This is a genomic window from Paenibacillus oryziterrae (genome assembly GCF_042610485.1).
Classification (GTDB): Bacteria; Bacillota; Bacilli; order Paenibacillales; family Paenibacillaceae; genus Paenibacillus_AQ.
The window spans coordinates 40,763-64,595 of sequence record NZ_JBGJZO010000011.1 but is presented as its reverse complement, the minus strand read 5'-3'; the positions used below and the strand labels follow the sequence as shown (position 1 = coordinate 64,595).

The 23,833-nt window shown below is 48.4% G+C and carries 25 protein-coding genes; 5 read left to right on the top strand and 20 right to left on the bottom strand.

Annotation, left to right across the window (positions count from 1 at the left end):
• Positions 1-29 precede the first annotated feature (29 nt).
• From ACAN55_RS13605 to ACAN55_RS13550, 12 genes are all read right to left on the bottom strand, one after another.
• Positions 30-746 (bottom strand): AAA family ATPase, encoded by a 717-nt coding sequence (locus ACAN55_RS13605; RefSeq protein WP_379133467.1) that lies wholly within the window; start codon positions 744-746, stop codon positions 30-32.
• A gap of 15 nt (positions 747-761) precedes the next feature.
• Entirely contained in the window at positions 762-1,613 is an 852-nt protein-coding gene (locus tag ACAN55_RS13600) for a PHP domain-containing protein (RefSeq protein ID WP_379133689.1), read from the bottom strand.
• Positions 1,614-1,664: 51 nt separating this feature from the next.
• Positions 1,665-2,564 carry a selenium metabolism-associated LysR family transcriptional regulator gene (locus ACAN55_RS13595; protein WP_379133464.1) on the bottom strand — a complete coding sequence of 300 codons (900 nt, stop codon included), beginning with the start codon at positions 2,562-2,564 and terminating at the stop codon, positions 1,665-1,667.
• Between the two features lie 129 nt (positions 2,565-2,693).
• Complete coding sequence (locus ACAN55_RS13590; protein ID WP_379133460.1) at positions 2,694-3,716, bottom strand: GGDEF domain-containing protein; 1,023 nt, start codon at positions 3,714-3,716, stop codon at positions 2,694-2,696.
• A gap of 11 nt (positions 3,717-3,727) precedes the next feature.
• A complete protein-coding gene (locus tag ACAN55_RS13585; RefSeq protein ID WP_379133458.1) occupies positions 3,728-4,576 on the bottom strand; it encodes an EAL domain-containing protein in 849 nt (282 codons plus the stop codon).
• A 219-nt stretch (positions 4,577-4,795) separates the two neighbouring features.
• Positions 4,796-5,236, bottom strand: a complete 441-nt coding sequence (locus ACAN55_RS13580; protein WP_379133686.1) for a hypothetical protein — start codon at positions 5,234-5,236, stop codon at positions 4,796-4,798.
• 161 nt (positions 5,237-5,397) lie between these two features.
• Positions 5,398-5,661 carry a YlbG family protein gene (locus ACAN55_RS13575; RefSeq protein ID WP_379133455.1) on the bottom strand — a complete coding sequence of 88 codons (264 nt, stop codon included), beginning with the start codon at positions 5,659-5,661 and terminating at the stop codon, positions 5,398-5,400.
• A 38-nt stretch (positions 5,662-5,699) separates the two neighbouring features.
• Positions 5,700-6,137 (bottom strand): YlbF/YmcA family competence regulator, encoded by a 438-nt coding sequence (locus ACAN55_RS13570; RefSeq protein ID WP_379133452.1) that lies wholly within the window; start codon positions 6,135-6,137, stop codon positions 5,700-5,702.
• Between the two features lie 73 nt (positions 6,138-6,210).
• Complete coding sequence (locus ACAN55_RS13565) at positions 6,211-8,106, bottom strand: helicase-associated domain-containing protein (RefSeq protein ID WP_379133449.1); 1,896 nt, start codon at positions 8,104-8,106, stop codon at positions 6,211-6,213.
• The gene (locus ACAN55_RS13560; RefSeq protein ID WP_379133447.1) at positions 8,106-9,815 is read right to left on the bottom strand and encodes a DNA repair helicase XPB; all 1,710 of its coding nucleotides are present in this window, start codon (positions 9,813-9,815) and stop codon (positions 8,106-8,108) included. Before ACAN55_RS13560 ends, ACAN55_RS13565 begins: the two co-directional genes overlap by 1 nt.
• 96 nt (positions 9,816-9,911) lie before the next feature.
• The gene (locus tag ACAN55_RS13555; protein WP_379133683.1) at positions 9,912-10,322 is read right to left on the bottom strand and encodes a CBS domain-containing protein; all 411 of its coding nucleotides are present in this window, start codon (positions 10,320-10,322) and stop codon (positions 9,912-9,914) included.
• 94 nt (positions 10,323-10,416) lie between these two features.
• Positions 10,417-11,598, bottom strand: a complete 1,182-nt coding sequence (locus ACAN55_RS13550) for an amidohydrolase (protein WP_379133444.1) — start codon at positions 11,596-11,598, stop codon at positions 10,417-10,419.
• Positions 11,599-11,828: 230 nt separating this feature from the next.
• Between ACAN55_RS13550 and ACAN55_RS13545 the strand changes: the two genes are divergently transcribed.
• Together ACAN55_RS13545 and ftsW are read left to right on the top strand one after the other, a co-directional pair.
• Positions 11,829-12,176, top strand: coding sequence for a YugN family protein (locus tag ACAN55_RS13545; RefSeq protein ID WP_379133442.1), 348 nt, complete (start codon positions 11,829-11,831; stop codon positions 12,174-12,176).
• Positions 12,177-12,190: 14 nt separating this feature from the next.
• Positions 12,191-13,411 carry a putative lipid II flippase FtsW gene (gene ftsW, locus ACAN55_RS13540; protein ID WP_379133439.1) on the top strand — a complete coding sequence of 407 codons (1,221 nt, stop codon included), beginning with the start codon at positions 12,191-12,193 and terminating at the stop codon, positions 13,409-13,411.
• A gap of 108 nt (positions 13,412-13,519) precedes the next feature.
• Here ftsW and ACAN55_RS13535 read toward each other — a convergent pair whose 3' ends face one another.
• A complete protein-coding gene (locus ACAN55_RS13535; protein WP_175374539.1) occupies positions 13,520-13,885 on the bottom strand; it encodes an Asp23/Gls24 family envelope stress response protein in 366 nt (121 codons plus the stop codon).
• Positions 13,886-14,039: 154 nt separating this feature from the next.
• Between ACAN55_RS13535 and cax the strand changes: the two genes are divergently transcribed.
• The gene (gene cax, locus ACAN55_RS13530) at positions 14,040-15,110 is read left to right on the top strand and encodes a calcium/proton exchanger (RefSeq protein WP_379133437.1); all 1,071 of its coding nucleotides are present in this window, start codon (positions 14,040-14,042) and stop codon (positions 15,108-15,110) included.
• A gap of 85 nt (positions 15,111-15,195) precedes the next feature.
• On the opposite strand, the gene ACAN55_RS13525 is transcribed toward cax, so the two are convergent.
• From ACAN55_RS13525 to nirB, 7 genes are all read right to left on the bottom strand, one after another.
• Positions 15,196-15,492: an Fpa/YlaN family protein gene (locus ACAN55_RS13525; RefSeq protein WP_379133434.1), complete on the bottom strand. Its 297-nt coding sequence runs from the start codon at positions 15,490-15,492 to the stop codon at positions 15,196-15,198.
• Positions 15,493-15,636: 144 nt separating this feature from the next.
• A complete protein-coding gene (locus ACAN55_RS13520) occupies positions 15,637-15,882 on the bottom strand; it encodes an HPr family phosphocarrier protein (protein ID WP_379133431.1) in 246 nt (81 codons plus the stop codon).
• A 104-nt stretch (positions 15,883-15,986) separates the two neighbouring features.
• Positions 15,987-17,102, bottom strand: coding sequence for an aminopeptidase (locus ACAN55_RS13515; protein ID WP_379133429.1), 1,116 nt, complete (start codon positions 17,100-17,102; stop codon positions 15,987-15,989).
• A 94-nt stretch (positions 17,103-17,196) separates the two neighbouring features.
• Positions 17,197-18,051, bottom strand: a complete 855-nt coding sequence (locus ACAN55_RS13510) for a hypothetical protein (RefSeq protein WP_379133426.1) — start codon at positions 18,049-18,051, stop codon at positions 17,197-17,199.
• A gap of 136 nt (positions 18,052-18,187) precedes the next feature.
• Positions 18,188-18,955 (bottom strand): uroporphyrinogen-III C-methyltransferase, encoded by a 768-nt coding sequence (gene cobA, locus ACAN55_RS13505; RefSeq protein WP_379133423.1) that lies wholly within the window; start codon positions 18,953-18,955, stop codon positions 18,188-18,190.
• Between the two features lie 126 nt (positions 18,956-19,081).
• Complete coding sequence (gene nirD, locus ACAN55_RS13500) at positions 19,082-19,393, bottom strand: nitrite reductase small subunit NirD (RefSeq protein WP_379133680.1); 312 nt, start codon at positions 19,391-19,393, stop codon at positions 19,082-19,084.
• 22 nt (positions 19,394-19,415) lie between these two features.
• Complete coding sequence (nirB, locus tag ACAN55_RS13495) at positions 19,416-21,842, bottom strand: nitrite reductase large subunit NirB (protein WP_379133420.1); 2,427 nt, start codon at positions 21,840-21,842, stop codon at positions 19,416-19,418.
• A 326-nt stretch (positions 21,843-22,168) separates the two neighbouring features.
• Here nirB and ACAN55_RS13490 point away from each other — a divergent pair, with 326 nt between their 5' ends.
• Together ACAN55_RS13490 and ACAN55_RS13485 are read left to right on the top strand one after the other, a co-directional pair.
• Entirely contained in the window at positions 22,169-22,789 is a 621-nt protein-coding gene (locus ACAN55_RS13490) for an ANTAR domain-containing response regulator (protein WP_379133418.1), read from the top strand.
• Positions 22,786-23,832 carry an anthranilate phosphoribosyltransferase gene (locus tag ACAN55_RS13485; protein WP_379133415.1) on the top strand — a complete coding sequence of 349 codons (1,047 nt, stop codon included), beginning with the start codon at positions 22,786-22,788 and terminating at the stop codon, positions 23,830-23,832. The genes ACAN55_RS13490 and ACAN55_RS13485 overlap by 4 nt, the downstream gene beginning before the upstream one ends.
• The last annotated feature ends 1 nt before the right edge of the window (position 23,833 follow it).

Here is a 23,833-nt window from a genome sequence, read left to right as displayed (position 1 = left end):
ACGATATAACGTCTGGCCGGAGGCTTTTATTAATCCGTATCGTCAAATAATTCCCGCAAGACAACCGCCCGGTTCTCTAGAAAACGTCTGGTTATGATATAGTGCAATGTATCTTCATACTTGATCTCAGCTACAGGTTGGACATCAAAGTTTAATATCTTGGCATCGGGATAACCTAAGAGGATAGGCGAATGTGTCGCTATAATAAACTGCGCCTCACGCTCCAAATCCTTAATGATCCGCAGCAAAGCCAGCTGTCTCGCCGGAGAAAGCGCTGCTTCGGGCTCGTCCAGAAGATAGATCGCTTTTTTCCCGAACCGGTTACTAAAAAGTGAAAGAAATGCTTCCCCGTGCGACTGCGCATGCAGAGAACGGCCGCCGTAATACTGCAGGCTTTCGGGCAGCGTATCCAGATGCGAAGCGAAATGATAGAAGGTTTCTGCCCGGAGAAAGAATCCGTTCGTTATTTTGGGCAGCCACGAGAGACGGATACATTCACCCAGAACAGACTCTGAAGCATCCACGTCGTAATAGTTATTCCTTCCCCCGCCAGCCGAATTGAACCCGCATTGGTAAGCAATCGCCTCTAGGAGCGTTGATTTGCCGGAGCCGTTCTCCCCGACTAGAAAAGTAATATTACTGTCAAACGAAAGCGAATGAAGCCCCTTTATTGCCGGTATTGAAAAAGGATATTGGTCAGTGTCATGCTCCTCACGTCTAAGCATCTCCAGCCCCCGTAAAAACATGGCCTCAACTCCATCCTATCTTCGATTTAATAATTGCTCCAGTACTTCAACGCCGACATTGACACTACCAATGTCCCCATGGAAGACAACGCCCTGCCTTGCACCGTGAAAATCCGAGCCGCCAGTAACGATAAGGCCGAATTCCTCAGCCATGGCAAGATACCTTGTCTCCTCAGCAGGCCCATGATCGGAATGATAAACTTCGATTCCTGTAAAATCACTGCGCTCCAGGATGCCACGTACCAACTCATCATCCCCGTACAAACCGGGGTGGGCAAGCACGGGAGCTCCGCCCGCTTCAATGATCCAACGGCAGGCTTCATCCGGAGAGATGCGCGGCGGAGAAATATAAGCTGCAGCACCTTCCGCCAGATATTTATCGAATGCATCCCTCATATCTACAGCCACGCCCAGACGGACCAATTCATCGGCGATATGAGGCCGGCCTACGCTTTCGTCCGGTTTCAATTCCCGGCCCATGCCTGTAATCACACGATCCAGTGTGATATCTATCCCAAGACCTTGCAGCTTAAGGATAATGGCTTTATTCCGCCGCTCCCTGGTATCTCTCAGCTCTTTAAGCCGAGAGAGGAGCATTTCATCTTCTGTGTCTAAGAAGTAACCAAGCACATGGATGTCCTTTCCTCCGGCTCTTGTACTGATCTCTACACCAGGCACAACTGTTATGCCATATGTAATACCGGCTTCCATAGCCTCGGCGATACCCGCAACGGTGTCGTGATCTGTAATTGCCACAGCAGCAAGCCCCTTATCATGGGCAAGCCGCACATTCTCCGCCGGGGGCTGCATTCCGTCAGACGCTTGAGTATGCGTGTGCAGATCGCATCTGCCCTTCTTCATGTTCATATCACCGCTCAAATTGAATCACTCCTATCCCTCTGTTTAAAGTAGTGCTTTTTATTTATCATTGGCATGCTGACGCAAGAAAGTCAAAAAGGTGACAGCCGAGATCGGCAAAAGTGCCGACTTCAGATGAATGGCATAGAACTGTCTTTTAAAGCATGCATCGCTTATATCAACGATCTTGAGCAGTCCGAGTGTTACTTCATGCTTCACCGAGGACGCCGAGATGATGGTTATGCCAAGACCCGCTTCAACCGCTGATTTCACCGCTCCCGTACTGCCCAGCTCCATGACAACCTGCAAGGAACCCGGATCGAGCCCTTTGGCAATGAACTGCTCTTCCATCACTTTCCGTGTTCCGGAACCCTGCTCCCGCAAGACAAATGGATGCCTCATCGCCTCTTCAAGCGTGATACTACTATGCTCAGCAAGCGGATGTTCGCTAGGAACGATCAGCTTGAGCTCGTCCCCCATAACAGGTTCAATCACCATATCAGGATGGGTAACCGGAGCTTCAACGAGTCCGAAATTCAGCTGATGCCGGGCAATGTCCTCCATAATCTGCGAGGTATTCATCACTTTCATCATGATGGAGATGTGCGGGTAGGTTTGGCCAAAAGGGCCAAGCAGCCTCGGCAGTATGTATTCGCCAATCGTTAGGCTCGCCCCAAGCTGCAGCCGTCCTTCGAGCATATGGGTAAATGAAGACATCGCTACTCCGGCCTCCCGGATAAGTTCAAGGCTGCGCAGGGCAAAAGGCAGCAGTGTCTGCCCTGCCTCCGAAAGCTCGATTTTTTTGGTGGAGCGGTTAAACAGCTTGGTCCCGAAATAATCCTCCAGGGCCTGAACCTGCATAGTTACTGCCGGTTGTGTCATATGCAGCGCTTGCGCAGCCGCCGAGAAAGTGCCGCGCTCTGCCACGGTGTAAAAAATATGCAGCTGGTGAAAATTCATTATTGTGCACGCTCCCGCAATATATTCCAAGGTATCAAGCTTATGCAAAAAGGACATGCAGCTTGGCCGCATGTCTCATCGTCTCATCCTTCATTACTTCCGGAATTGCTGTTCCATACTGTTGATATCTTACCTCAAAGACTCTGGTTTCTCAAGCGTTTTCACACCTTCTACCCCTTCGAGATAACAGCTTCCTTTCACCTTTTTACAACTTTTCTTAATTCGCGCTGCTTCCCCTGATATCTCTTCAATTGAACTGAATTTCCGCCTTCTGCTGGTTACAACGGCAACTGATACCGATACAAGCGGTACTTCCTCTATTTTACCGGAGCGGTTCTCGGCAATGACATATTGTTGCTCCAAATGCTGTTCAAGGTAAAAATGCTGAAGCATTGAATCGAATTCCTTAATAATGTCTTCACAGCATGTTATGTAATTGTAATCCTTCAAAATAATGATGAAATCATCCCCGCCAATGTGCCCTAGCAGTCCGCCAGCCCGTATCGCGCAATGTCTTAACATCTCGGCAGTGGATTGGATCATCCGGTCGCCTTCCTTAAAGCCATATGTATCGTTGTAGCTTTTGAAGTGATCCAGATCAATGTACAGAACGCTGAACTGCTCCTGAAGCATTGATTTAACCAGCCATTCATTAATACTCAAATTACCGGGCAATCCTGTCAAGGGATTCAAGAAGCTTGCCGCCGTAGTCTGAATCTCCGCGAAATTAAGCAGCAAGTCACGAACACTGACTGTACCAAAGTACCGCCCCTCATGAGTGACGATCACATAATCATAGAGATTCTCCTCTTTTCGGCTCATGGCAAGCTTACTGACTTCAATAATTGGCGACTGATAGGATACGATAAGCGGAAATGTGTCCATCAGCAATTCAATGGATCTTCCCATAAACAAAGTATACCCGTACAAGGTTCCAATCTGCTGGTAAAATCTAATCCGCATAATAAGCGCAACCGGGTATCCATTGTCCGTAACGACGACTCCCTGTAGCCGGGGGTTGCTTTTAAACAACTGATCTACCAATAGGCATTTGCTGTTACGGGAGATCTGCGGGATTTGCTCCGCGATTTCCCCAATCTGGAGAAGCATATCCTTCGCTCCTTCCTCTGGGATTGAATGCTGTTCACTCAATCCAAATATTCCTACATCATTCCCTCAACCGGCACTGGGGCTGGTCGCCCCAGCGCATACCCCTGACCGTAATCAATTCCGCCTTTACGCAAAAAAGCCAGCTCCTCAGCTGTTTCAATCCCCTCGGCAATCACCCGGGTAGAGGACCGTTCGGCATATTCCCTGACCAGCTCCAGCAATACCTGCTGCTCCCTGCCCCTATCAATCCCCCGGATCAAGGACTTGTCCAGCTTAATAAATTCCGGCTTGAGATAAACCAAGGTCTTTAAGCTGTTGTAACCGGAGCCAGCGTCATCAACTGCGATACGAAAGCCCTGCTCGCGATAATAGGATAAAGCTTTCTCGAAGCTGACATAATCCTGTACCGCTTGCCGTTCGGTCAGCTCAAAGACAACACGGTTCGGTGAGAGGCCCAGCTCTTTGAGAAGTTCGAGTGTTTCGCCGCTTTTATGGCGCGTATCATTCAGTATTCCCGGATGAACATTGATAAACAGCAGCTTATCCGCCTCGCCTCTGGCATCCGGCATCCTCTCCATATACCTTGTGAGCGAGGCCCGGCGGCAGCTTTTTTCCAGTCTTAACATTAGCTCGGTTTCTCCCGCGAACTCGTAAAAGTGCTCGGCGGTAGGAAACAACGGCGATATCGGTGGTCGATTCAGCACTTCATGTCCGATTGTCCTCCCACTCGCCATTTCAAGAATTGGTTGAAAGTATGTATCAAGCAGCTCCATATCCAGTATGTCGTATAAATGGCCGAGTTTCTTCAGCTCTTGTCTCTCACTCCTGATCCTCCCGGTTAAATGTCGAAGGTAACCCGGAAATGTCGAAATCATATGATATCTCAGTAATTGATTGTTCATAATCTCTCCTGTACACTTTTCTGCATGCAGAATTCCACCGCTTGCACACACAGTATATTGGAGAAGTATTAAGCAGCGATAAAGTTGGATACTTTCTTTTTACATAAAATAAATTGAACTTTAGATTTGGCCATTGGGTTACACTCTCAAGTTCAACATACATTTTCTCAAAAAAAGACATTCAGCTAAGAGCTGAATGTCTTTCTTCTTGTTTATACGCTACTTGCGCTTGCGCCGCCGCTTTTTCTGCAGCTTCATCCGCCGTGAATGACGCAGCCACGAATAATAGGTGGTCAAATCACGCAGCTGATGGGTCACCGATATTTTCCCGAGGAAAGAGACCACAATCATTGTGTACAGCGGATGGCCCGAGAGACTCTTCTCACCTTCCAGCAGCTTAAACTCTGCAATCAGCACCACATCATCATCAATTAGGTAAGCATTCGGCTGTCCCGGCGAATACGGTTTGATCCGCTTCTGTTTCAGGCACTCCCAAATCCAGGGTACAACTTCATCGATCCCGCCGGTGCTGATCCGGTCCAGATAACGGCTTACCGCGTGCTTCGTAATCAGTACATCCGCTATCCTGCAGTCATTTAGCATGAGATGAAAAGGCTCATATGTGCCCATTCCTGCACTCTCCGTGTCGCGCATCATCATCACACTCCAACCTCCGGCATTGCCTTAATGTTGACATCTTACCGCATTGCCGGAGGTTGTACAAGCCTTGAGAAGCGGAGGAGATTAAACCAAAACATAAAACAGCGATTCCCCCGATATGGGAGAACCGCTGTTCCATTAATACCAATATTCAAGATTTCTTACAGTCCGTAATACCGGGTCTTGTCCTGTCCGTTACTTGTATATTCTGTCTTTAATTCATTGCGGTAGGATCTTTCGATCTTTCTTACATAAGACAGTCTGCGTACATTCTTCATGACTTCTTCTGCACGGTCAGCATTTACATACATTACTGCGTAGTTCATCTTTCTTGAAACATAATGCAAAGTTCCGTATTTCTCCAGGTTGCGTGCCGCTTTCACGTCACTTACCCAAACAATATATCCTGTACGTTCCGGAAACATCAGTTCATCCGCCTTCCTGTCTCTTTATCCGGGTAACCTTAACCGCAAGAACAGCTGCCGCCGCTGCCGCAACCACCTTTAGGCAAAGGATTGTTACTTGGAACCTTAATGCTGCTGGAGACCGAATAGGCAATGGTTTCAGACATGGATAACAGGATATCATCCAGTTGTTTCTCGGCTTCCTTAAAGCGGATTACCTCTTCGAATTGTTCAAGCTCGGCTTCTACTGCTGCAACGGCCTCCATCGCAGTATGGTAATTCGGATGAAAATGTCCGAATCTCTGCGTCTCCTCGAATAATTCTTTTTTGCTCTGGAGCTTCTTAACGATCGCCTGAACTTCGGGACTCCCGTCCACCCGTCCCTTCCAGTATAAGTAATCTGACACTTCGGCAGATTGATTTATCATATCGCCTAATTCATAGGCGTAAGTCAGCACTTCAGCCATATCGACCGTATTCAATTCCGCTACGCTCATGAACGTCATCTCAATTCTATATTAAATTTCCACCTGACTGGTAGACTTTCTAATCATAACATAACCTGATGTCTCAGATGAAGAGGGAATTCTCCCTGTCAGACGGAATGATCAATTGCATCTCCCTCCAGCCGCCAGCCGGAAGTACAATTTCCTGATTTATGCTTTCATCGATGTGGGTCAAGTATCCCGCCACTCGCCAGGGATGACCCATAATCCGGGAAGGAATGAATTCGCAGGATTTGCCGTCCAGAGATATTCGTACCTTAACACCCATTTCTAACGCCTGCTCCATCATTGCCTGAGCCGTACTTCCATGATATGCGCGCCAATCCCTTATCCAGCTAGAAGGAACTTTGTTCACAGCGATAAGCAGGCAATCCAACGTTTCAACTGGCATTCGCTGTATTGAACCATGAGATTTGCCAGTCTGAATCAAGCCTGCTTGCTGTTCAGATTCAGGCCGTACATAAACCTTCGGCAAGTTTTCTTGCGCTCGTTGAATTATTGTAACAGGCTGTGTGAATTCCGGATTCCGTCCTAGCACTTCCTTCGGTGGTGCCAGAGCCGCTTCCGCCAACTCCTTACGGACAATGCCCTCTTTATCCTTATTGATTTTGAAGTACAAGGGACCAACACGGTTCAATAATCCCTGTAGCTTCGGATGCGCCTCAATCAGATCAGCGTCCTCCTCATGCTTACACTCAAGTAACAGGCTTTCGGATAACTGAGTGCGACCCAAGCCCATTCCCCATTGTCGTAGAGCGGACTCCACTTCCACTGGCAAGCCTCCCAGTGAATGGTCATCAAGCCAACGAATGGCTTCATCAACAAATATTCCAGATTCATAACCGAACTCGAACTGCTCTCTGGTTAACTTGTAACTCCACATGATATCAATCCTTTGGAGCTCAGCGATGCAACCAAGTGTCCAACGGACAGAGTATGGAGCTTCAGAAGGAACCAGAATCTCAAAATCAGGTTGTATCACGAGCAGAGCTTCCGGTATAGCTGGAGCAGAAACACCTTCTCCATCAGATATTTCATAATCTGCATCCTTCTCAAGGATGTCCGGCTTCGGGTTCACCCAGCGGAAATTGACATCTCCTGCGCTGTCACTACCTAGCTGACACCAGCCGCAGCCAGTCAAGCATTCCAGCCAAGCCAGACTTGAAATCTCTAATTGTTGACGGAATGAAGGATTGGAAAGCCCGGAATTCTCCATCCAGTCCAACAGACTACCTAATGATACCCAATGTCCTAATTCAAATTCCGGACGCATAATAATCCAGCGGAAATGCTGTGCAACCGTCTCTGGTCGACCATAACGATCCATAACAGCCTTGAACAGCAGCCGGTGCATTTTTTCTTCGGGAAGCAGCAGCCAGCTTTTTAAAACCTCTGTCTCTATTCTAAAAGCCCCCTCCTGCCGTTTTATGAGGCCTAAGAAGATCAACAGATCAAGGATTACTGCGACTGACGCAGGGTATTCTTCCTGATTCCTCCAGTTTAATCCCAGTCTATCCAAATGTTTATTCTGAAGTTGCAGCCTTGCGGCAAAACCTGAAACAGTTTTCTTATGAAGTACGCCTTTCACGGTAAGAGGCAGTCCTTCCTTGGCAGCAAACAACAACCCAATAAGCAAATCTGCCGGAAGTCCACGTCCCTCCTCCATCGTGATCTGTATATCACTGGAGGTCTCCGCAAGGGGAATCACAGGAAAGAACAGCTGCAATAGAAAAGGCAGTTTACCCTCAGGAACTCCATACAATCTCTCGCCCCATAATTTCTGCATAACGAAGAGATTCTCCGTCCGAACAAGCTCCATCAAATCGAGATTATGTTCAGCCCGGCACCGTATCACTGGACGGAGATATTCCAATTTGGCTTCTTCAAAAGGCTGTGAGCCATATGCTGCAACGATCTTTCTCAGCAGCTCTTTAGCCGTCTCTGTTAATGGAATTGCCATTATTCCATGATCTCCTCCCGACCAGATGACCTCAACTCATACTGATACCCTTGTTCTGTCAAAAACATCCGGCGGCGGAGGGCAAACTCCTGCTCCCGGCTTTCATCCGATACCAGAACGTAAAAGCTGGCTTTATTCTCACCGGATTTCGGTCTGAGGATGCGTCCAAGCCGCTGGGCTTCTTCCTGACGCGAACCAAATGCTCCGGAAATCTCAATCCCAACCGATGCATCCGGAAGATTAACGGCAAAATTAGCTACTTTAGAGACAGCCAGCACCTTCAGTTCTCCCGAATTGAACGCGCTGTATAATGCCAATCGTTCCTGCTGTGGAGTAGCACCTGTAATTAGAGGAATACCCAGTTCATGTGTAAGCATCTCCAATTGCTCAATATATTGTCCAATAATTAGGACCGCTTTACCGCTGTGATTGTGCAGCAGTTCGCGCACAACTTGAATCTTAGCCGGGTTAGTCGCTGCCAGCCGGAATTTATCTTTAGCCGAAGCAAACTTATACTTCTGCTTTAAGGCCTTGTCCATGGGTACAGTCATTTCTATGCAATCGACCTTTGCGATCCATCCATCGCGCTCAAGTGCCTTCCAAGGCAATTCAAATCGCTTTGGACCAATTAAGGAAAAAACATCCCCTTCACGTCCATCTTCCCGGACCAACGTAGCTGTGAGCCCCAACCTGCGTGTTGCCTGAATATCCGCAGTTGCCCGAAATACGGGTGCAGGCAGCAAATGAACCTCATCATAAATAATCAAACCCCAATTACGTTCACCAAAAAGATTCATATGGCGGAATTCAGCACCTTTATTACGGCGGTGGGTTAGTATCTGATAGGTTGCAACCGTCACCGGACGGACCACACGCTTCTCGCCGGTATATTCCCCGATGTCTTCCTCTGATAGACTCGTCCGGCTTTTAAGTTCATCGATCCACTGACGAACAGAAGTCGTGTTCGAGGTTAAGATCAGCGTTTCACATTGGAGTGCGTTAAGTACTGCCATCCCCACGACAGTCTTCCCCGCACCGCAGGGAAGGACTACAACGCCGCTTCCATCACTTCCGCTGTTGTGATTAAACCGCTCCACAGCTTCTCTCTGGTAATCTCTTAACTCGAAATCTCTGTTCATTTGATGATTCCAGGAATCGGCCAAAGATTCTTCTTTCCACTTCACCTGCAGGGATTGACCTTCATGGTATCCGGCGTGATCCAGTACCGGATAACCCAGACGCACAAGCTCCTGCTTAATTAGTCCTCTATTCTCAGAAAGGCATGACATTTCTAAGAGCCCGGTTCTCTCAAGAGATAGCGATAAGAGAACCGGAGAATGCTCCAGTTCATCCATCAAGCTCTCCTCAGCAGCGCATAAGACAAGTCTCCCTGGCTCCCCATCCACTCCGCGAAGAACCAGCCGTCCATATCTGGACATGACTCCAGAAATTTCACCCACCAGAGCCTCCGGCACCTCCAGCCGCGAGAGTTCACGTAGCTCTGTAACAATTTTAGCGGCTGATATACCCATAGATGCGGCATTCCACAGGGATAACAGACTGATTCGGTAAGTATGATAGACTGGCGGACTTTTAATCAGCTCGGCAAATACAGAAAGCCTTGCTCTGGCGTCCGCGAATCCGGAATGCCTCGCATCCAAGAGAACCGTATTGTCCCTTTGAACGATACAAGCCCCTCTCCCTTCCATAGGTTCCGGCTCCTTTCAAATCTAAGTTCATCTGTAGCTGTGTAACGGAAAAAGCCCATTCCTAGTGAAGGAAATGAGCTTATCCAGAAATGATTATTATTGAAGATGCTGCTGCGAGATATCGCTCAGCGCCTGACCTGCTTCCTCTACATAAACCTGACGGACCGCGAGATCGCCGATCGAGACGACACCGATAAGTCTGCCGTCCTCGACGACAGGCAGTCGGCGGATTTGCTGCGAAGCCATCAGTTCCGCGGCTTCATCCACGGATGTACCTCCTGAGACCGTTTGAACATTCGTGCTCATTACATTTTCTACTGAAGTGGAGCCCGAATGCTTGGCTGCGTATCCGCGAAGCACCAGATCCCGGTCTGTAATAACACCAATCAGCTTCTTGCTGTCATTATCATCGACTACCGGTACAAACCCTGTATCGTGATCTCTCATAATAACGGCGGCCTCATAAATATTATCCATGGTTGTAACGCAGACCGGACTTCCGGTCATGGCTTCTTTAACAGTTCTTGATGTTTTCAATGGGTTAATCCTCCTCTGTGATCATACAAGCATGATGTGAGTAGGATCTCCGCAAATGATGAAATTATACGGGCTTGCCTTCGGAGAGACGCGAATCAGCCATCGCAATAAGCAGCTTCACCCCGTGCAGCATTGCATCTTCATCAAAATTGAAGCGGCTGTGATGATGCGGGAATACAGCATCCTTATCAGGGTTTCCTGCGCCGACAAACATGAAGCAGCCCGGAATCTGCTGCACATAATAGGAGAAATCCTCCGCCGGCATCAGCTTGTCCATCGAAATAACCTGAACGGTCGAACCTAACGCCGCTGGAGCTTCCCGGAAGAAACGACGGCACTCTTCCTCATGGTTAACCAAAGGCGGGTACCCCATGAGATAATCAACCTTTGCCTCTGCACCATAAGCAGCAGCGATTGAGGCTGTCATCTCCTCAATTCTCCCCCGGATGAGCAGCCGAGTCTCCTCGTCAAATGCCCTCACCGTGCCCGTGATCCGGCATAGCTCAGCTACAACATTCTGTGCATATCCCCCATGGATCGTCCCTATACTCACTACCGCAGGCTGCAGCGGATCTACAGATCGACTTACAATGCTCTGGAGCTGCGTTACTAGTGCAGCCCCTGCTACGATACTGTCAATTGTGCGGTGGGGAATACCTCCATGACCGCCTTTACCAATAATATCAATGAAAAATTCATCCGCCGAAGCCATTAGCGGACCCGGTGCACTCGCCACCGTCCCTAACGGAAGCGGCGTCCAAAGATGCAGGCCGTATACAGCATCTGCACCGCTAAGCACACCCTCGCTGATCATACCCAGTGCTCCCCCAGGGCATACCTCTTCTGCAGGTTGGAACAGAAAACGAATCTCTCCTGCCAGTTCCTCTCTTCTGCCACTGTAGTAGGCAGCTGCCCCCAGCAGGATTGCAGTGTGTCCATCATGCCCGCAGGCATGCATCACACCCTCATTCAGAGAAGCGTAATCACAGTTGCTCTCCTCCTGTATCGGAAGGGCATCCATATCGGCACGAAGCACCACAGTGGGCCCAGGTTCATACCCTCTCAGAATTCCGACCACACCATAACCCGCCGTGCTTCTTTGAACCTCTATCCCAAAGCCTGCCAGCTTGTCCGCTACAAATGCAGACGTCTCACGCTCCTGGTAGGATAATTCCGGATGACGGTGCAAATGGCGGCGCCATTCAACCATTTCGGGGAGCAACCCTTCAATCGGCCTCTGCTTCATTACTACTCCATTCCTTTCCTGCTAAGCCGCTCCTTGTCCCGGAGCAGTCTTCTTTCTCTATTACCGTTAAATTGCAACATATGCCTTCATTGTAGCAGAAACATGAAAAACTGTGTATTCTACGCCCTTTTCCAGTCTTGCACAACCTATGGAAACATACTATCATGAGGTAGAACGTGAACATTTTGTTAATACAATACATCATACTTCGTGAGGGGGAGTTGTGCGCCATGATATTCGAGAACACAGGCCTCGTAGGACTTCAAAGTGATCTGCTCTATCTGGACGAAAGCGCGGAAAAGGCAGGATTTATCCGCTGGCAATGGGAATACTACCGCGCCACGTATGACTGTAAGATTGAGGACAAACAGAGCGGTGGGGAGTATTTCCTGCGCATCAACACCCGTGCGGTCGACGGCAAGCTTGAGAAACCGGATACGGTACTTGCCATTGAAGCCGTTTACTTAGGCCGGGCAACCTTCCCCCATGGTCTGGAATATGAATCAGCGGTACCAGACACTGTCCTTAAGACGGCCGGGGAACGCATATTGGAACTAAAACAGCTGCTTGAGGCTTGAACAGGAGTAAAATAATGAAATCAAAAGGCACTCCCGCCAAAAATTCCGTTAAAAAAGGCGCACCCGATTTTCAACTGCTCATCTTAACCCTGCTGCTTGTAGGCTTTGGAGTGATCATGGTATTCAGCTCCAGCTCCAGCCTGTTTTGGAAAGGAGACCCGCTGTACTTTCTGAAACGCCAGCTGGTATGGGTTGTGATGGGCAGCTTTGTCATGTTTACTGTAATGAATATCCATTACAGCAAATTCAAGAAATGGTACGCTCCCATATTTATGATTACTCTTGTACTGCTGCTTTTTGTGGCATCCACCGAAAGAATTAATGGAGCTAAAAGCTGGATGAGTATCGGTGGTTTGGGAATTCAGCCAACCGAGCTGGCTAAGATTTCCATCATCCTGTACCTCGCTGCACTGATCACCAAGAAAGGTGAGCGACTCAGAGACCTTAGAAGTGGTTATATCCCCGTTATGATGATCGTCGGCATTGTTGCCGGACTAATCATGATGCAGCCCGATCTGGGCTCATGCCTCATCCTTGTTGCGACAAGCGGACTTGTGATCTTTGCCGGAGGGGCCAGCCTGAAGCATATCCTGGGGTCCATCGCACTTCTTGTGCTTGGTGTAGGTCTGGTGATGGGAGCCAAGACGGTTATCGATTCCTTCTCACCGGCTCCCGAGAAGTCAGCAACCGAGCAGAACTATAAGGAAGCACGCGTTGAAGCCTTCTTGGACCCATTTACAGATCCGCAGGGCTCCGGCTATAACATTATCCAATCCTTGACTGCGTTGGGTCAGGGGGGAGTGGATGGTGCTGGTTTCGGTAAAAGTGTACAGAAGCTTCACTATCTGAGAAATGCATTTACTGACTTTATCTTTGCTGTTATTGGCGAGGAACTGGGTTTTATTGGAACCTCCCTATTTCTGCTCATCTATTTATATTTCATCTGGAGAGGTATTCTAATTGCACTTCGCTGTACTGATCCTTTTGGAACCCTAGTCGGTATCGGAGTTATGGGAATGATCGCTATCCAGGCATTTGTCAACATTGGCGGCGTAACCAAAACCATTCCGCTTACTGGCGTTACCTTGCCGTTTATCAGCTATGGCGGGTCTTCCTTAATGGTTACCATGCTGGCAATGGGTATCATGCTGAGCATCTCACGGGAATCGGGCCGTCCGGCCAAAGAGGAAGTTACCAAGTCAGTTACAACGGTCAGACAATTAAGAGCACGTTAAACACTGTGTAAGTTACACAAAAAGGGTGTTCCGAAGCCAACGCTTCTGGAACACCCTTTTTTGCGGCAGAGATTCTCAATGCAGTCGTTCACCGGCATTATCTCTACCTTATGAAATTTCGTCATTTTTAAAGGCAACGCCTTCAACCTTAACATTTACCTCTACGATATGGAGTCCTGTCATGCTCTCTACAGCTTCTCGTACGTTCTGTTGGAGCATCCGGCACACTTCGTGAATCGGCGTTTCATAAAGAACAATGATACGAAGGTCTACAGCCGCTTCCAGCTGTCCCACTTCAACGGTAACCCCTTTTTGTACGTTTTTGCCGCTGAGACGTTTAGCCCAACCTTCTGATAAGCCGCCTGACATGGCCGCGATCCCCGGAGTCTCTAAAGCTGCCAAACCGGCAATCTTCGAGACCACATCGTTCGAAATTCGTATATTCCCATTTTCCAGCTGAAGTTGTTCCGCCATGCCAAATCCCCCTTACACTCATTATCAATTATTGTAATTCCTAAACAGGCTAAAAAGCAAATCACTTTCTCTCACATCGTTTACATACCCGGTCAATTTGGTTATATTGTTTATGAAATCAATATACATAAATTGGACTGGAGTGTGTCTGACCTTGAAAAAATGGATTTCTCCAACGCTTCTCATCGCAACCTTCGCGCTCAGCGCCATCGGCCATTATGCCAACTGGGACCATACGCTTCAGTTCATCCTGTCCGCTATCGCCGTTATCTTTGTCGCCGGCTTTCTCGGTAGAGCCACGGAAAGCGTTGCCCATTACGCCGGACAGCGGCTTGGAGGCTTTCTGAATGCCACCTTCGGTAATGCCGCCGAGCTGATCATCGCCTTCTTCCTCGTGAAGGAAGGCCTATACGACATGGTGAAGGCAAGTCTCACCGGTTCTATAATCGGTAATCTGCTGCTTGTACTCGGCCTTAGTATATTTGCCGGAGGCCTAAAATTCAAGATTCAAAATTTTAACGTTACCCTGGCAGGACTGAATGGTTCACTTATGATTGTGGCCATTATCGCTCTGTTCGTGCCCGCCATGTTCCTGAATACCCATTCCATTACAGAGAATGATACGGATATACTCAGCCTCGTTGTCGCCGGTATCCTTATTGTTTCCTACTTGGCTTGGCTGATCTTCTCTATGATTACGCACAAAAAATATCTGGATGATGTAACCGACGACAAACAGGAAGAACTGCCAAATGAGCATACTCCGGTCTGGTCCAAGAAGAAATCCATCCTTTATCTGGTTCTTGCTACCGTGATGGTTGCGTTTGTCAGTGAGTGGCTGGTCGGTACACTGGAGACTCTGACCGAGCGTTTTGGACTAAGCGAAATCTTCGTGGGTGCCTTCCTTGTCGCCATTATCGGTAACGCGGCGGAGCACAGTGCTGCCATTCTGCTGGCCACGAAGAACAAGATCGGCGCAGCCGTCGAAATTGCTGTCGGTAGTTCTCTCCAAATCGCCCTGTTCGTGGCACCGGTGCTTATCTTCGCAAGTTATTTCATGGGAGATACGATGGATATCGTATTTACAACCATTGAGCTTGTTGCTATAGCGGTCTCCGTGTTTATTGCCAAATCTATTATCCAGGACGGTTCCACCAACTGGTATGAGGGTCTGCTGTTGCTTGCGGTGTATGTCATTCTTGGCGTTTCTTTCTTCCTTATCTAAGGACTGTATTACCTTTCCACGCATAACAAAAAGCGCACAAGAGCGGCTTCCCTGTCCTCTCTTGTGCGCTTTTATATTTCTATGCCTATTGCTGCTTCGCCTTGTTATTCAATGCCTCATAAAGAACCGCAAGATTTCGTTCCAGCTTGCTGAGTACCAGCTTGCCAGTAATCTCATCAACAAGTCCTGCTCTGACAGCGAAGTCGACTTCTTTAGAGAAGCCATACATCTGGGTATCCAATACTTCCTCATAGAGAGGGCAGTATCGAGTTGCCAGGTTCTCCATCTGCACTTCGATGAGCTTCTCAATTTTATCGGCATCTTCTTGTAGAAGAGTGATCGCTTTAAGATTAATCTGTTCCTGCAATTCCGATGAAGTCATGCATTCTTCCCCCCCTGTCCAAAGTTACAGCATAATGCTATTAATTTAATATTAGTCGAAATCGCATATCAATACAAGAATGCAGTTATTTTAAGAAATAAAAAACGCCTCGTCAAAATCGACAAGACGTTTCAGATGAAGCAACTACTCAGCTACAACTGTAAAATTCAAACCATGTTTGGCAAAAACTTCGCTCATAGCCTTCTTGGCTTCCGCAGCATCCGTACCATGAACATGCAGTTCATAGCTTTGGCTGGATACCAGCGTAGTGAACAATCCAAGGATACTCTTGACATCAATGTACTTGTTGTCCGCTTGAAGAACGATAGAAGAGTTGAACTGGCTCGCAGCTTGTGCAATTTCAACGATTGCCGCATTGTTACTGGACATGAGAATCCCTCCGCAACTTGATTATGAAACTTATATTACTTGTAATCAATTCCATGATACCTTGAATCCGCTTACTCGCGCAAGGTGTTTTCTTATCTTTGTGATTACTTCAGGTTTTCGGGATTAAGGCCTTCCAGCTCAGGAAGAACGAAGATTCCGTCTTTACGGATGAGAACATCGTCAAAATAGATTTCTCCGCCGCCATATTCTGGACGCTGAATCAATACCAGATCCCAATGTATGGAGGAACGGTTGCCGTTATCCGTAACATCATATGCCTGACCCGGAGTAAAATGCAAACTTCCGGCAATTTTTTCATCAAACAGGATGTCCTTCATCGGGTGAAGAATGTACGGATTGAAGCCGATGGCGAACTCGCCGATATAACGTGCACCTTCATCGGAATCCAGAATCTCGTTCAGGCGGGCAGTGTCATTGCTGGAAGCCTCAACGATTTTTCCATTTTCGAAGCGGAATTTCACATTCTCAAAGGTAATGCCGTTGTACAGAGTCGCAGCATTATAGCTGATCGTTCCGTTTACGGAATCACGCACAGGTGCACTATACACCTCACCGTCCGGAATGTTCTTCTCTCCTGAACACTTCTCGGCACCGATGTCTTTGATTGAAAAAGCAAGGTCCGTCCCAGGTCCAACAATACGTACTTTGTCCGTTCTTCTCATAAGATCTGCAAGAGGGTCCTGAGCCTTATCCATCTTAGCATAATCCAGGTTACAGACGTTGAAGTAGAAATCCTCAAATGCCTCAGTGCTTATATTCGCAAGCTGAGCCATGCTGGCATTCGGATACCGCAGTACTACCCACTTCGTATGCTTCACACGCTGCTCGCTGTGCACAGGATGCGAATAAAGGGAATTATAGAGCTTCATTTTCTCTTCCGGCACGTCCGAAAGATCGTTCACATTCTCACCTGCACGAATACCTATGTAGCAATCCATTTGCTTCATCCGGTTTAGGTCGATTTCAGCCCAAGTCCGCAGACCTTCCGGTGTGGCATATTGAAGCATGCTGCGCTGAACGGTACGGTCGGTGAGTTGTACGAAGGCGTTGCCTCCCGCTTTACCAACCTCCTTCACCACGGCGCTGATCAGATCGCGTTCACTGCCGATCATTTCGACGAGCACGTTCTCGCCAGGCTGTACATTCACGGAATACCCTACCAGGTTCTCCGCCAGCTTCTGAATTCTGGGATCGTTCATCTCTCTCTTCCTTCCTTATCATGAAAAATCACATGCTTATCTATTGTAGCACGCACGTTATAGAGCGCAAGACCTGGAACGGCACGAAAACGGTTCAACGATAGCTGTAGAAATTCACATCTGAAACGTATGATTCACCCTCCGACTCCGTGCTCTGACCGGAATAAGTGATCGTCCGGGTCCACGACAGCCTTTTAGGAAGATTACGTTTGACGTCAACGCTCAAGTGATATACCATCTTCACTTCCGCCTGACCCAGCCTGCTCTGAAGTTCGGCGTTCCTTTTCTGCCAGAGTTTCTCCAAAGCCTCGTCGAGTCCGGACTGCCCCGATTCTCCCAAGCCCTTATTCCTTGAATGTAGCGCGGACATCTCCTGATTTAACTGGTCTGCCAATTGAGAGTGAGCCGCATTAGGAGAAAGCTCGATTCGCAGATTCCGCATTCCTCTGCCTGCGCCTCTTTCCTCTGTCACCTTCTTCTCCAGGCTCTTCAGTTCCTCTAGCTGGTGAATCGGATTTAGATGCGAAAGCGGATTATCCTCCTCACTTTTACCGCCAAGCGGCTGCCATCGTCCTTTCACTTTTTCCAATTGACTGTAATAGGAAGGTGCGTTGGAGGCGGTTTGTCCCAAATTACGGATCTGCCCTGCCTTTGAGGCGGTTTCAGGAGTGCTTCCGTCCGGCAATAAAGTATATAGAGTCAGTTTATTATGCTCCTTGACGTTCCCGCCATAATATAACGAGACATACGGTGTATTCTCATTACCTTGCAGTAATGCTGCTGCTCCTTCAAAAGTAACCCCGTCGCTGCCCTCCATTCCGGCGAGTGCCAGATTCAAATATTCCCCCGCCGGCTTTCCAGCCTTCGTACCACAGCCGCAGCATAGAGTACTGCAGATGATCATCATCATCATCAAACTCCGAACCCATGACCTAGTCATCGCCTTCATGCCCTTTCAACCTCATTTTTAGTTATAGGTTCTCCTATAGGATTTAAAATAACCCCAAAAACCATATAAATTCCTTCAGGTAGAGATGGACACAAAGTATGACGTTATAGATAGAAAAATACGCCCCGTGGGGCGTTCAGACCATCATAGAGGCAGCAGCAAATTCTAATTCCAGCAGCTGTTCTCTGACTTTAACTACTTCACCGATGATAATCAGCGCGGGATTGCTTATTCTCATTGCTGCCGAGAGCTGTTCTATATTCAGCAACGTTCCCGTAAGAATACGCTCACGGCTGGTTGTACCATTCTCTATGACCGCAACGGGTGTACTTTGGCTTTTTCCGTGCCGCAGCAGTTGTTCCCGAATTTCATGGAACTGGCTCATTCCCATATACACAACTATCGTATCAACACCATGCACAAGCCTATCCCATTGAACGGGGGAGTCATAATCATGGCAGCGGCTTCCCGTAACCACGGCGAAGGACGCCGCTAATCCGCGGTGAGTGAGAGGTATTCCGGCTGAAGCAGCAGCTCCAAGGGCAGAGGTGATACCAGGGATAACTTCATAGGGAATACCTGCTGCAGCCAAAGCCAGCGCCTCTTCTCCACCCCGGCCAAAAACGAATGGATCACCGCCTTTTAGCCGGACCACCTTGTGGCCTTCTGTTGCATACTTTATGAGCAGCTGTTCAATTTGACTTTGCGGCATAGCGTGCTGTCCGGGTATTTTGCCGCAATAGATACGCAGTGTTTCCGGTTTCGCATACTCCAGCAATTCTTCGTTAACCAGCCGGTCATACAGAATAACACTAGCCTCCTGGATTCGGTGCATAGCTTTGATCGTCAGCAGTTCCGGGTCGCCTGGTCCGGCTCCTACGATGGCAACACTCCCCGGCTTCATAAGCTTTTCTCCTGACCAGCAGGTTCCAGTCCCGAATACTGTGTACAGCCTGCACTAACATCATTAACTATAGTCGCGCGTTTAAGATAGTCCATTGTCACTCCTCCTAATACCGGTTTGGTGAGTCTATATTGTTACGTAAACAGAGCCATTAAGGAGATCTACTTCAACCTCAAATGTTGTCACACAGCCTTTGTCCGGTTCCTGTACCTTGCCGCTATGCAGATCGATTCGCCAGTCATGCAGTGGACAGTGAACCTTAGTGCCGCAGACCATGCCTTCGGATAACGCTCCGCCTTTGTGTGGACATTTATTCTCAATCGCAAGAACATCACCAGCCGACAGCCGGAACAACGCAATTTCGGTGTCATTCACCTTAAATACCCTTGATCCTTTAAGATCAATGTCGGTCACATTCCCAATCAGCATTTTAGTCATGGTCATGGCTGAATCCCCCCTGTTAAGTAAGATCTACTTGAGCGATAGGCTCAAAATTTTTACGCAATTCAGGTTCACTGACAATTTGCTTCCAGGGGTCTGTTGTCCGACTAAGGGTTGTCTGGATTCTGTCTCTAAGCGCAAGCCGATCCTCACGATTCTCCAAAGCCTTCTTCACTGATTCCACACCAACCCGCTCTACCCAATTCGAAGTCCGCTCATTCCAGCCTGCATTCTCACGGTAATATTGAAGAAAAGCACTTGCCCACTCCACCACTTCATCCTCCGTTTTAACCACACAGAGCAGATCAGTAGCCCGGACATGCACACCTCCATTGCCTCCTATATGCAGCTCCCAGCCGCCGTCTATAGCTACTACACCGAAATCCTTAATTGTCGCTTCCGCACAATTCCGGGGGCAGCCGGATACCGCCAGCTTCACCTTTGCTGGAGTGTTCAGACGCTCAAATTCTTTTTCCAGGCGGATTCCCATGCCAATGGCATCCTGAGTACCGAAGCGGCAGAAGGTCGAGCCTACACAGGTCTTCACTGTACGAAGAGTTTTGCCATAAGCATGGCCTGAAGGCATATCGAGCTCTTCCCAAATTTTCGGCAGATCCTCTTTCTTGATTCCGAGCAGATCTAATCGTTGTCCACCGGTAAATTTGACCATCGGCACATCGAACTTTTCGGCTACTTCCGCAATCTTCTTCAGTTCACCCGGGGAGGTGACTCCGCCGTATATTCGAGGCACTACCGAATACGTTCCATCCTTCTGAATATTGGCATGATAACGTTCGTTCGTGAACCTGGACTCCTTCTCATCCACATACTCTACCGGCCACAACATGCCAAGGTAATAATTAAGCGAAGGACGGCATTTGGAGCAGCCTTCCTCTTGGCTCCACTCCAGAACGTTCATCACTTCCTTGACCGTCTTCAGCTCCATCCGCTTAATCTCTGAGACAATCTCATCCCGACTCAGTGTAGTACACCCACAAATCCCTTCCTTCACAGATACAACTGCATCACCGGCATATAATTGCAGTAATCCCTCCACCAGAGGTTTGCAGCCACCACAAGAAGCTGAAGCTTTCGTGCACGATTTGATCTGCCCTACACTGGTGCAGCCCCCGGTTTGGATGGCATCCGCAATCGCTCCTTTAGATACGCCATTACATCCGCATATAATTTCATCATCCGCCATTGCTTCCAGCCGCTGTTCCGGAGAGACCGTCGCTCCTGCGGAAAATCCAAGCAGAAGTTCTTTTTCTCTCCCCTTAATGAGTTCCGCTTTCTTAATGATGGAGAATAGCTGTGCACCGTCGCCGGTATCTCCGAACAATACCGCTCCGATCAGTTTGTCGTCCTGAATCACAAGCTTCTTATATACTCCTTCTATCTCGTCCTGATAGCGGAGCGCCCTGGAGCCAGCAGGTTCGATAAATTGTCCGGCGGAGAATACATTTACACCGGATACCTTTAATTTGGTTGAGGTCACAGACCCTGCATAGCCTTCCGTAAGGACTCCTGCGAGTCTTTTGGCGAGGACAGCACCCTGTTCATATAAAGGGGCTACCAGGCCGTAGGCGATTCCCCTATGCTCCGCACATTCACCCAGAGCAAAGATGCCGGGGAGGTTCGTCTCCATATAATCATTTACGACGATTCCGCGGTTCACGGTGATACCCGTTTTTTGCGCCAATTCAATATTAGGTTTAATGCCGACAGCCATTACAATAAGATCTGCATCTGCCATCTCCCCATCCGTGAACAGCAGGCCTTTTACCCGTTTCTTGCCTAGAATCGCTTCCGATTGCTTGTTCAGCAGGAACTTCATCCCCTGCTCCTCCAGTTCCCTTCTAAGCATCACTGATGCAGCCTGATCAAGCTGGCGTTCCATAATATACTCATGGATATGAACGACAGAGACCTCCATTCCAAGGTGCAGAAGCCCCCTTGCCGCTTCAAGCCCGAGCAAACCTCCGCCGATAACCACCGCTTGCTTATAAGCCTTGGAGGTCTCCTGCATAATCAGGCAATCATTGATATCCCGGAATGCGATAACACCTTCTTTTTCCGCACCCGGAATCGGAAGCATGAAAGGATTGGAGCCTGTAGCAAGAATGAGTTCATCGTATTCCGCCTCAACCCCTCCTTCAGAATGAACCTTGCGGTTTCTGGCATCAATATGTGTTACGGGATGACCTATATGAAGAGTAATGTTATGACTCCGGTACCATTCCAGATCATTAATGATGATTTCATCCATATCCGCGCCACCGGCAAGCACTGAAGACAACATGATGCGGTTGTAGTTCGGATGTGGTTCTGCTCCAAATATCGTGATTTCATAGGCATCAGGAGCAAGCTTCAGCAAATGCTCAATCGTGTGTACCCCAGCCATGCCATTGCCGACGAGAACCAGTTTCTTACGGGATGTTGTCATTATATATCTCTCTCCTCTCCATGTACCAAACACAAAAAGCCCGCCTCACCCCGCACGGAAACCTAAGATTCCGTAACGAAAAGTGAAAGCAGGCGCCATTGCCGCTTCATCCGAATACATCATTGTACTCGTAATGGATATTGTTAAAACGACTATACAACATCAAATCAGGATACGTCAACAATTATGACATTTAAAATTATTTATTTCAAATTTATCGACAAATAAGCTCCTCATGTGTTATATAAGGTAACACGAAGTTTCTTTTTCACAGCGAAATACAGTTCTTATCTACGTATATCTAATCATAAAGGGGCGTCATATCTATGCATTCCCTGTTAGTCATTTATAATGCTACGACTATAACAGAAACCATAGAAGATTCCCAAACATGCATTTTGCCGGAATTCATCCTCCGCTCTGCCGGCTACCTGGTGGATGTAGCCTATACAAAGGAGCAGGCTATTACAGGGATAAGGGATGCTGATGCTTCTGTTCTATTTGTTCCGGTTTCAGAGCTGATGTACTGGGGAAGCTTTCTTATGAAGCAAAAAACCGCTCCGCTTGTGTGGTGGTGCGCCGAGGAGACAGCCAATCTGTCTCTTGCCGCCTGCGACGACCATATCCTTGTTGATGGAATATTAGGGCCGGCCATGCGCGCTCAAGAAATTCATTGGAGTCTGCACTTCAGTGCCAAACAATGCTTTGAAAGACAACAGTGGTTGAAGGAACGGGAGCAACTGCTGTCCAAGATTGAAGAGCGCAAGTGGATTGATATGGCAAAGGGCATCCTTTCCAAAGTGAAAAACATTCCTGAATCCGAAGCCTACGACCTGCTGCGCAAGCAAGCCATGAATGAGCGAAAACGAATGGTTGATGTGGCAACTTCCATAGTCAAGGTCTATCAGCTGCTGCAGGATCAAACTCAAGGGGGCGCCAGTAAATGATCAATCTTTTAAAAGAAGTCGCCCGCGGCAAAAGAGGCGCACGTGATCTAACTTATGAAGAATCACTACAGGCAGCCGAATCTATCCTGGGACTGAAGTCCACTCCTGCCCAGATTGGAGCCTTCCTTATCGCAGAGCGTATCAAACTTGAAAGCTTGGAAGAACTGGAAGCTTTCGTTGCAGTCCTGAGGAAGTATGCTCATCGGGAGCCCGTTCAAGAAGGACTGGATTGCGCTGGTCCGTACGATGGAAGAATATCTACCTTTATCGCCACATTTCCGGCGGCTTTCCTCTTGTCAGCAGCAGGTTTGCCGGTAACTTTGCACGGTGGTTCTACCTTGCCCCCCAAATGGGGAATTACCCTTCAGGATATCATCTATGAGGCAGGGATTGACGTCAGCCGCCTACCGCGCACGGAAGCCCTTGCTGCCGCAAGGCAGAGCGGAGTTTTGTTCGCGGATGCCGAACAGTGGTGTCCCCCGCTAGGCGATATCCGCCAGATCCGTGAAGAGTTAGGGATGCGCACGATTATTAATACAGCGGAGAAGCTGGTCGATTATAGCTGCTCCCCGTTTATCGCGTTCGGAATCTATCATAATACCGTCTTCGACCGCCTATCCAGGTTACTGATTAAACTTGGGTATCAAAAGGCACTGGTCATACAAGGTGCAGAAGGCTCGGAGGACCTGTACATTGATCGCCCTACCCGAGTATACACTGTAGAGAACGGTAATGCCGGCCTTGACATCATAGATCCCGAATCCATGGGACTCGATACGCCTGTACCGGAGATGCAGTGGACTGCTAAGCTCCAGCTCTTCACCGCAGAAGCTGTCTTACAAGGCGGAGGCCACATGGCTTTCTATAATCAAACCTTATTGAACAGCGCAGTCCGGCTTCATCTTGCCGGCAAGGCCGGTTCGGTTGAAGAAGGCTTATATATCTGCAAAGATCTGCTGGATAACGGGCAAGCATGGAGAGTATATACCACATGGAGAAGCGCTTTGCAGCGCAGTGGCGAGATCGCCACGAATCATGCCTAAC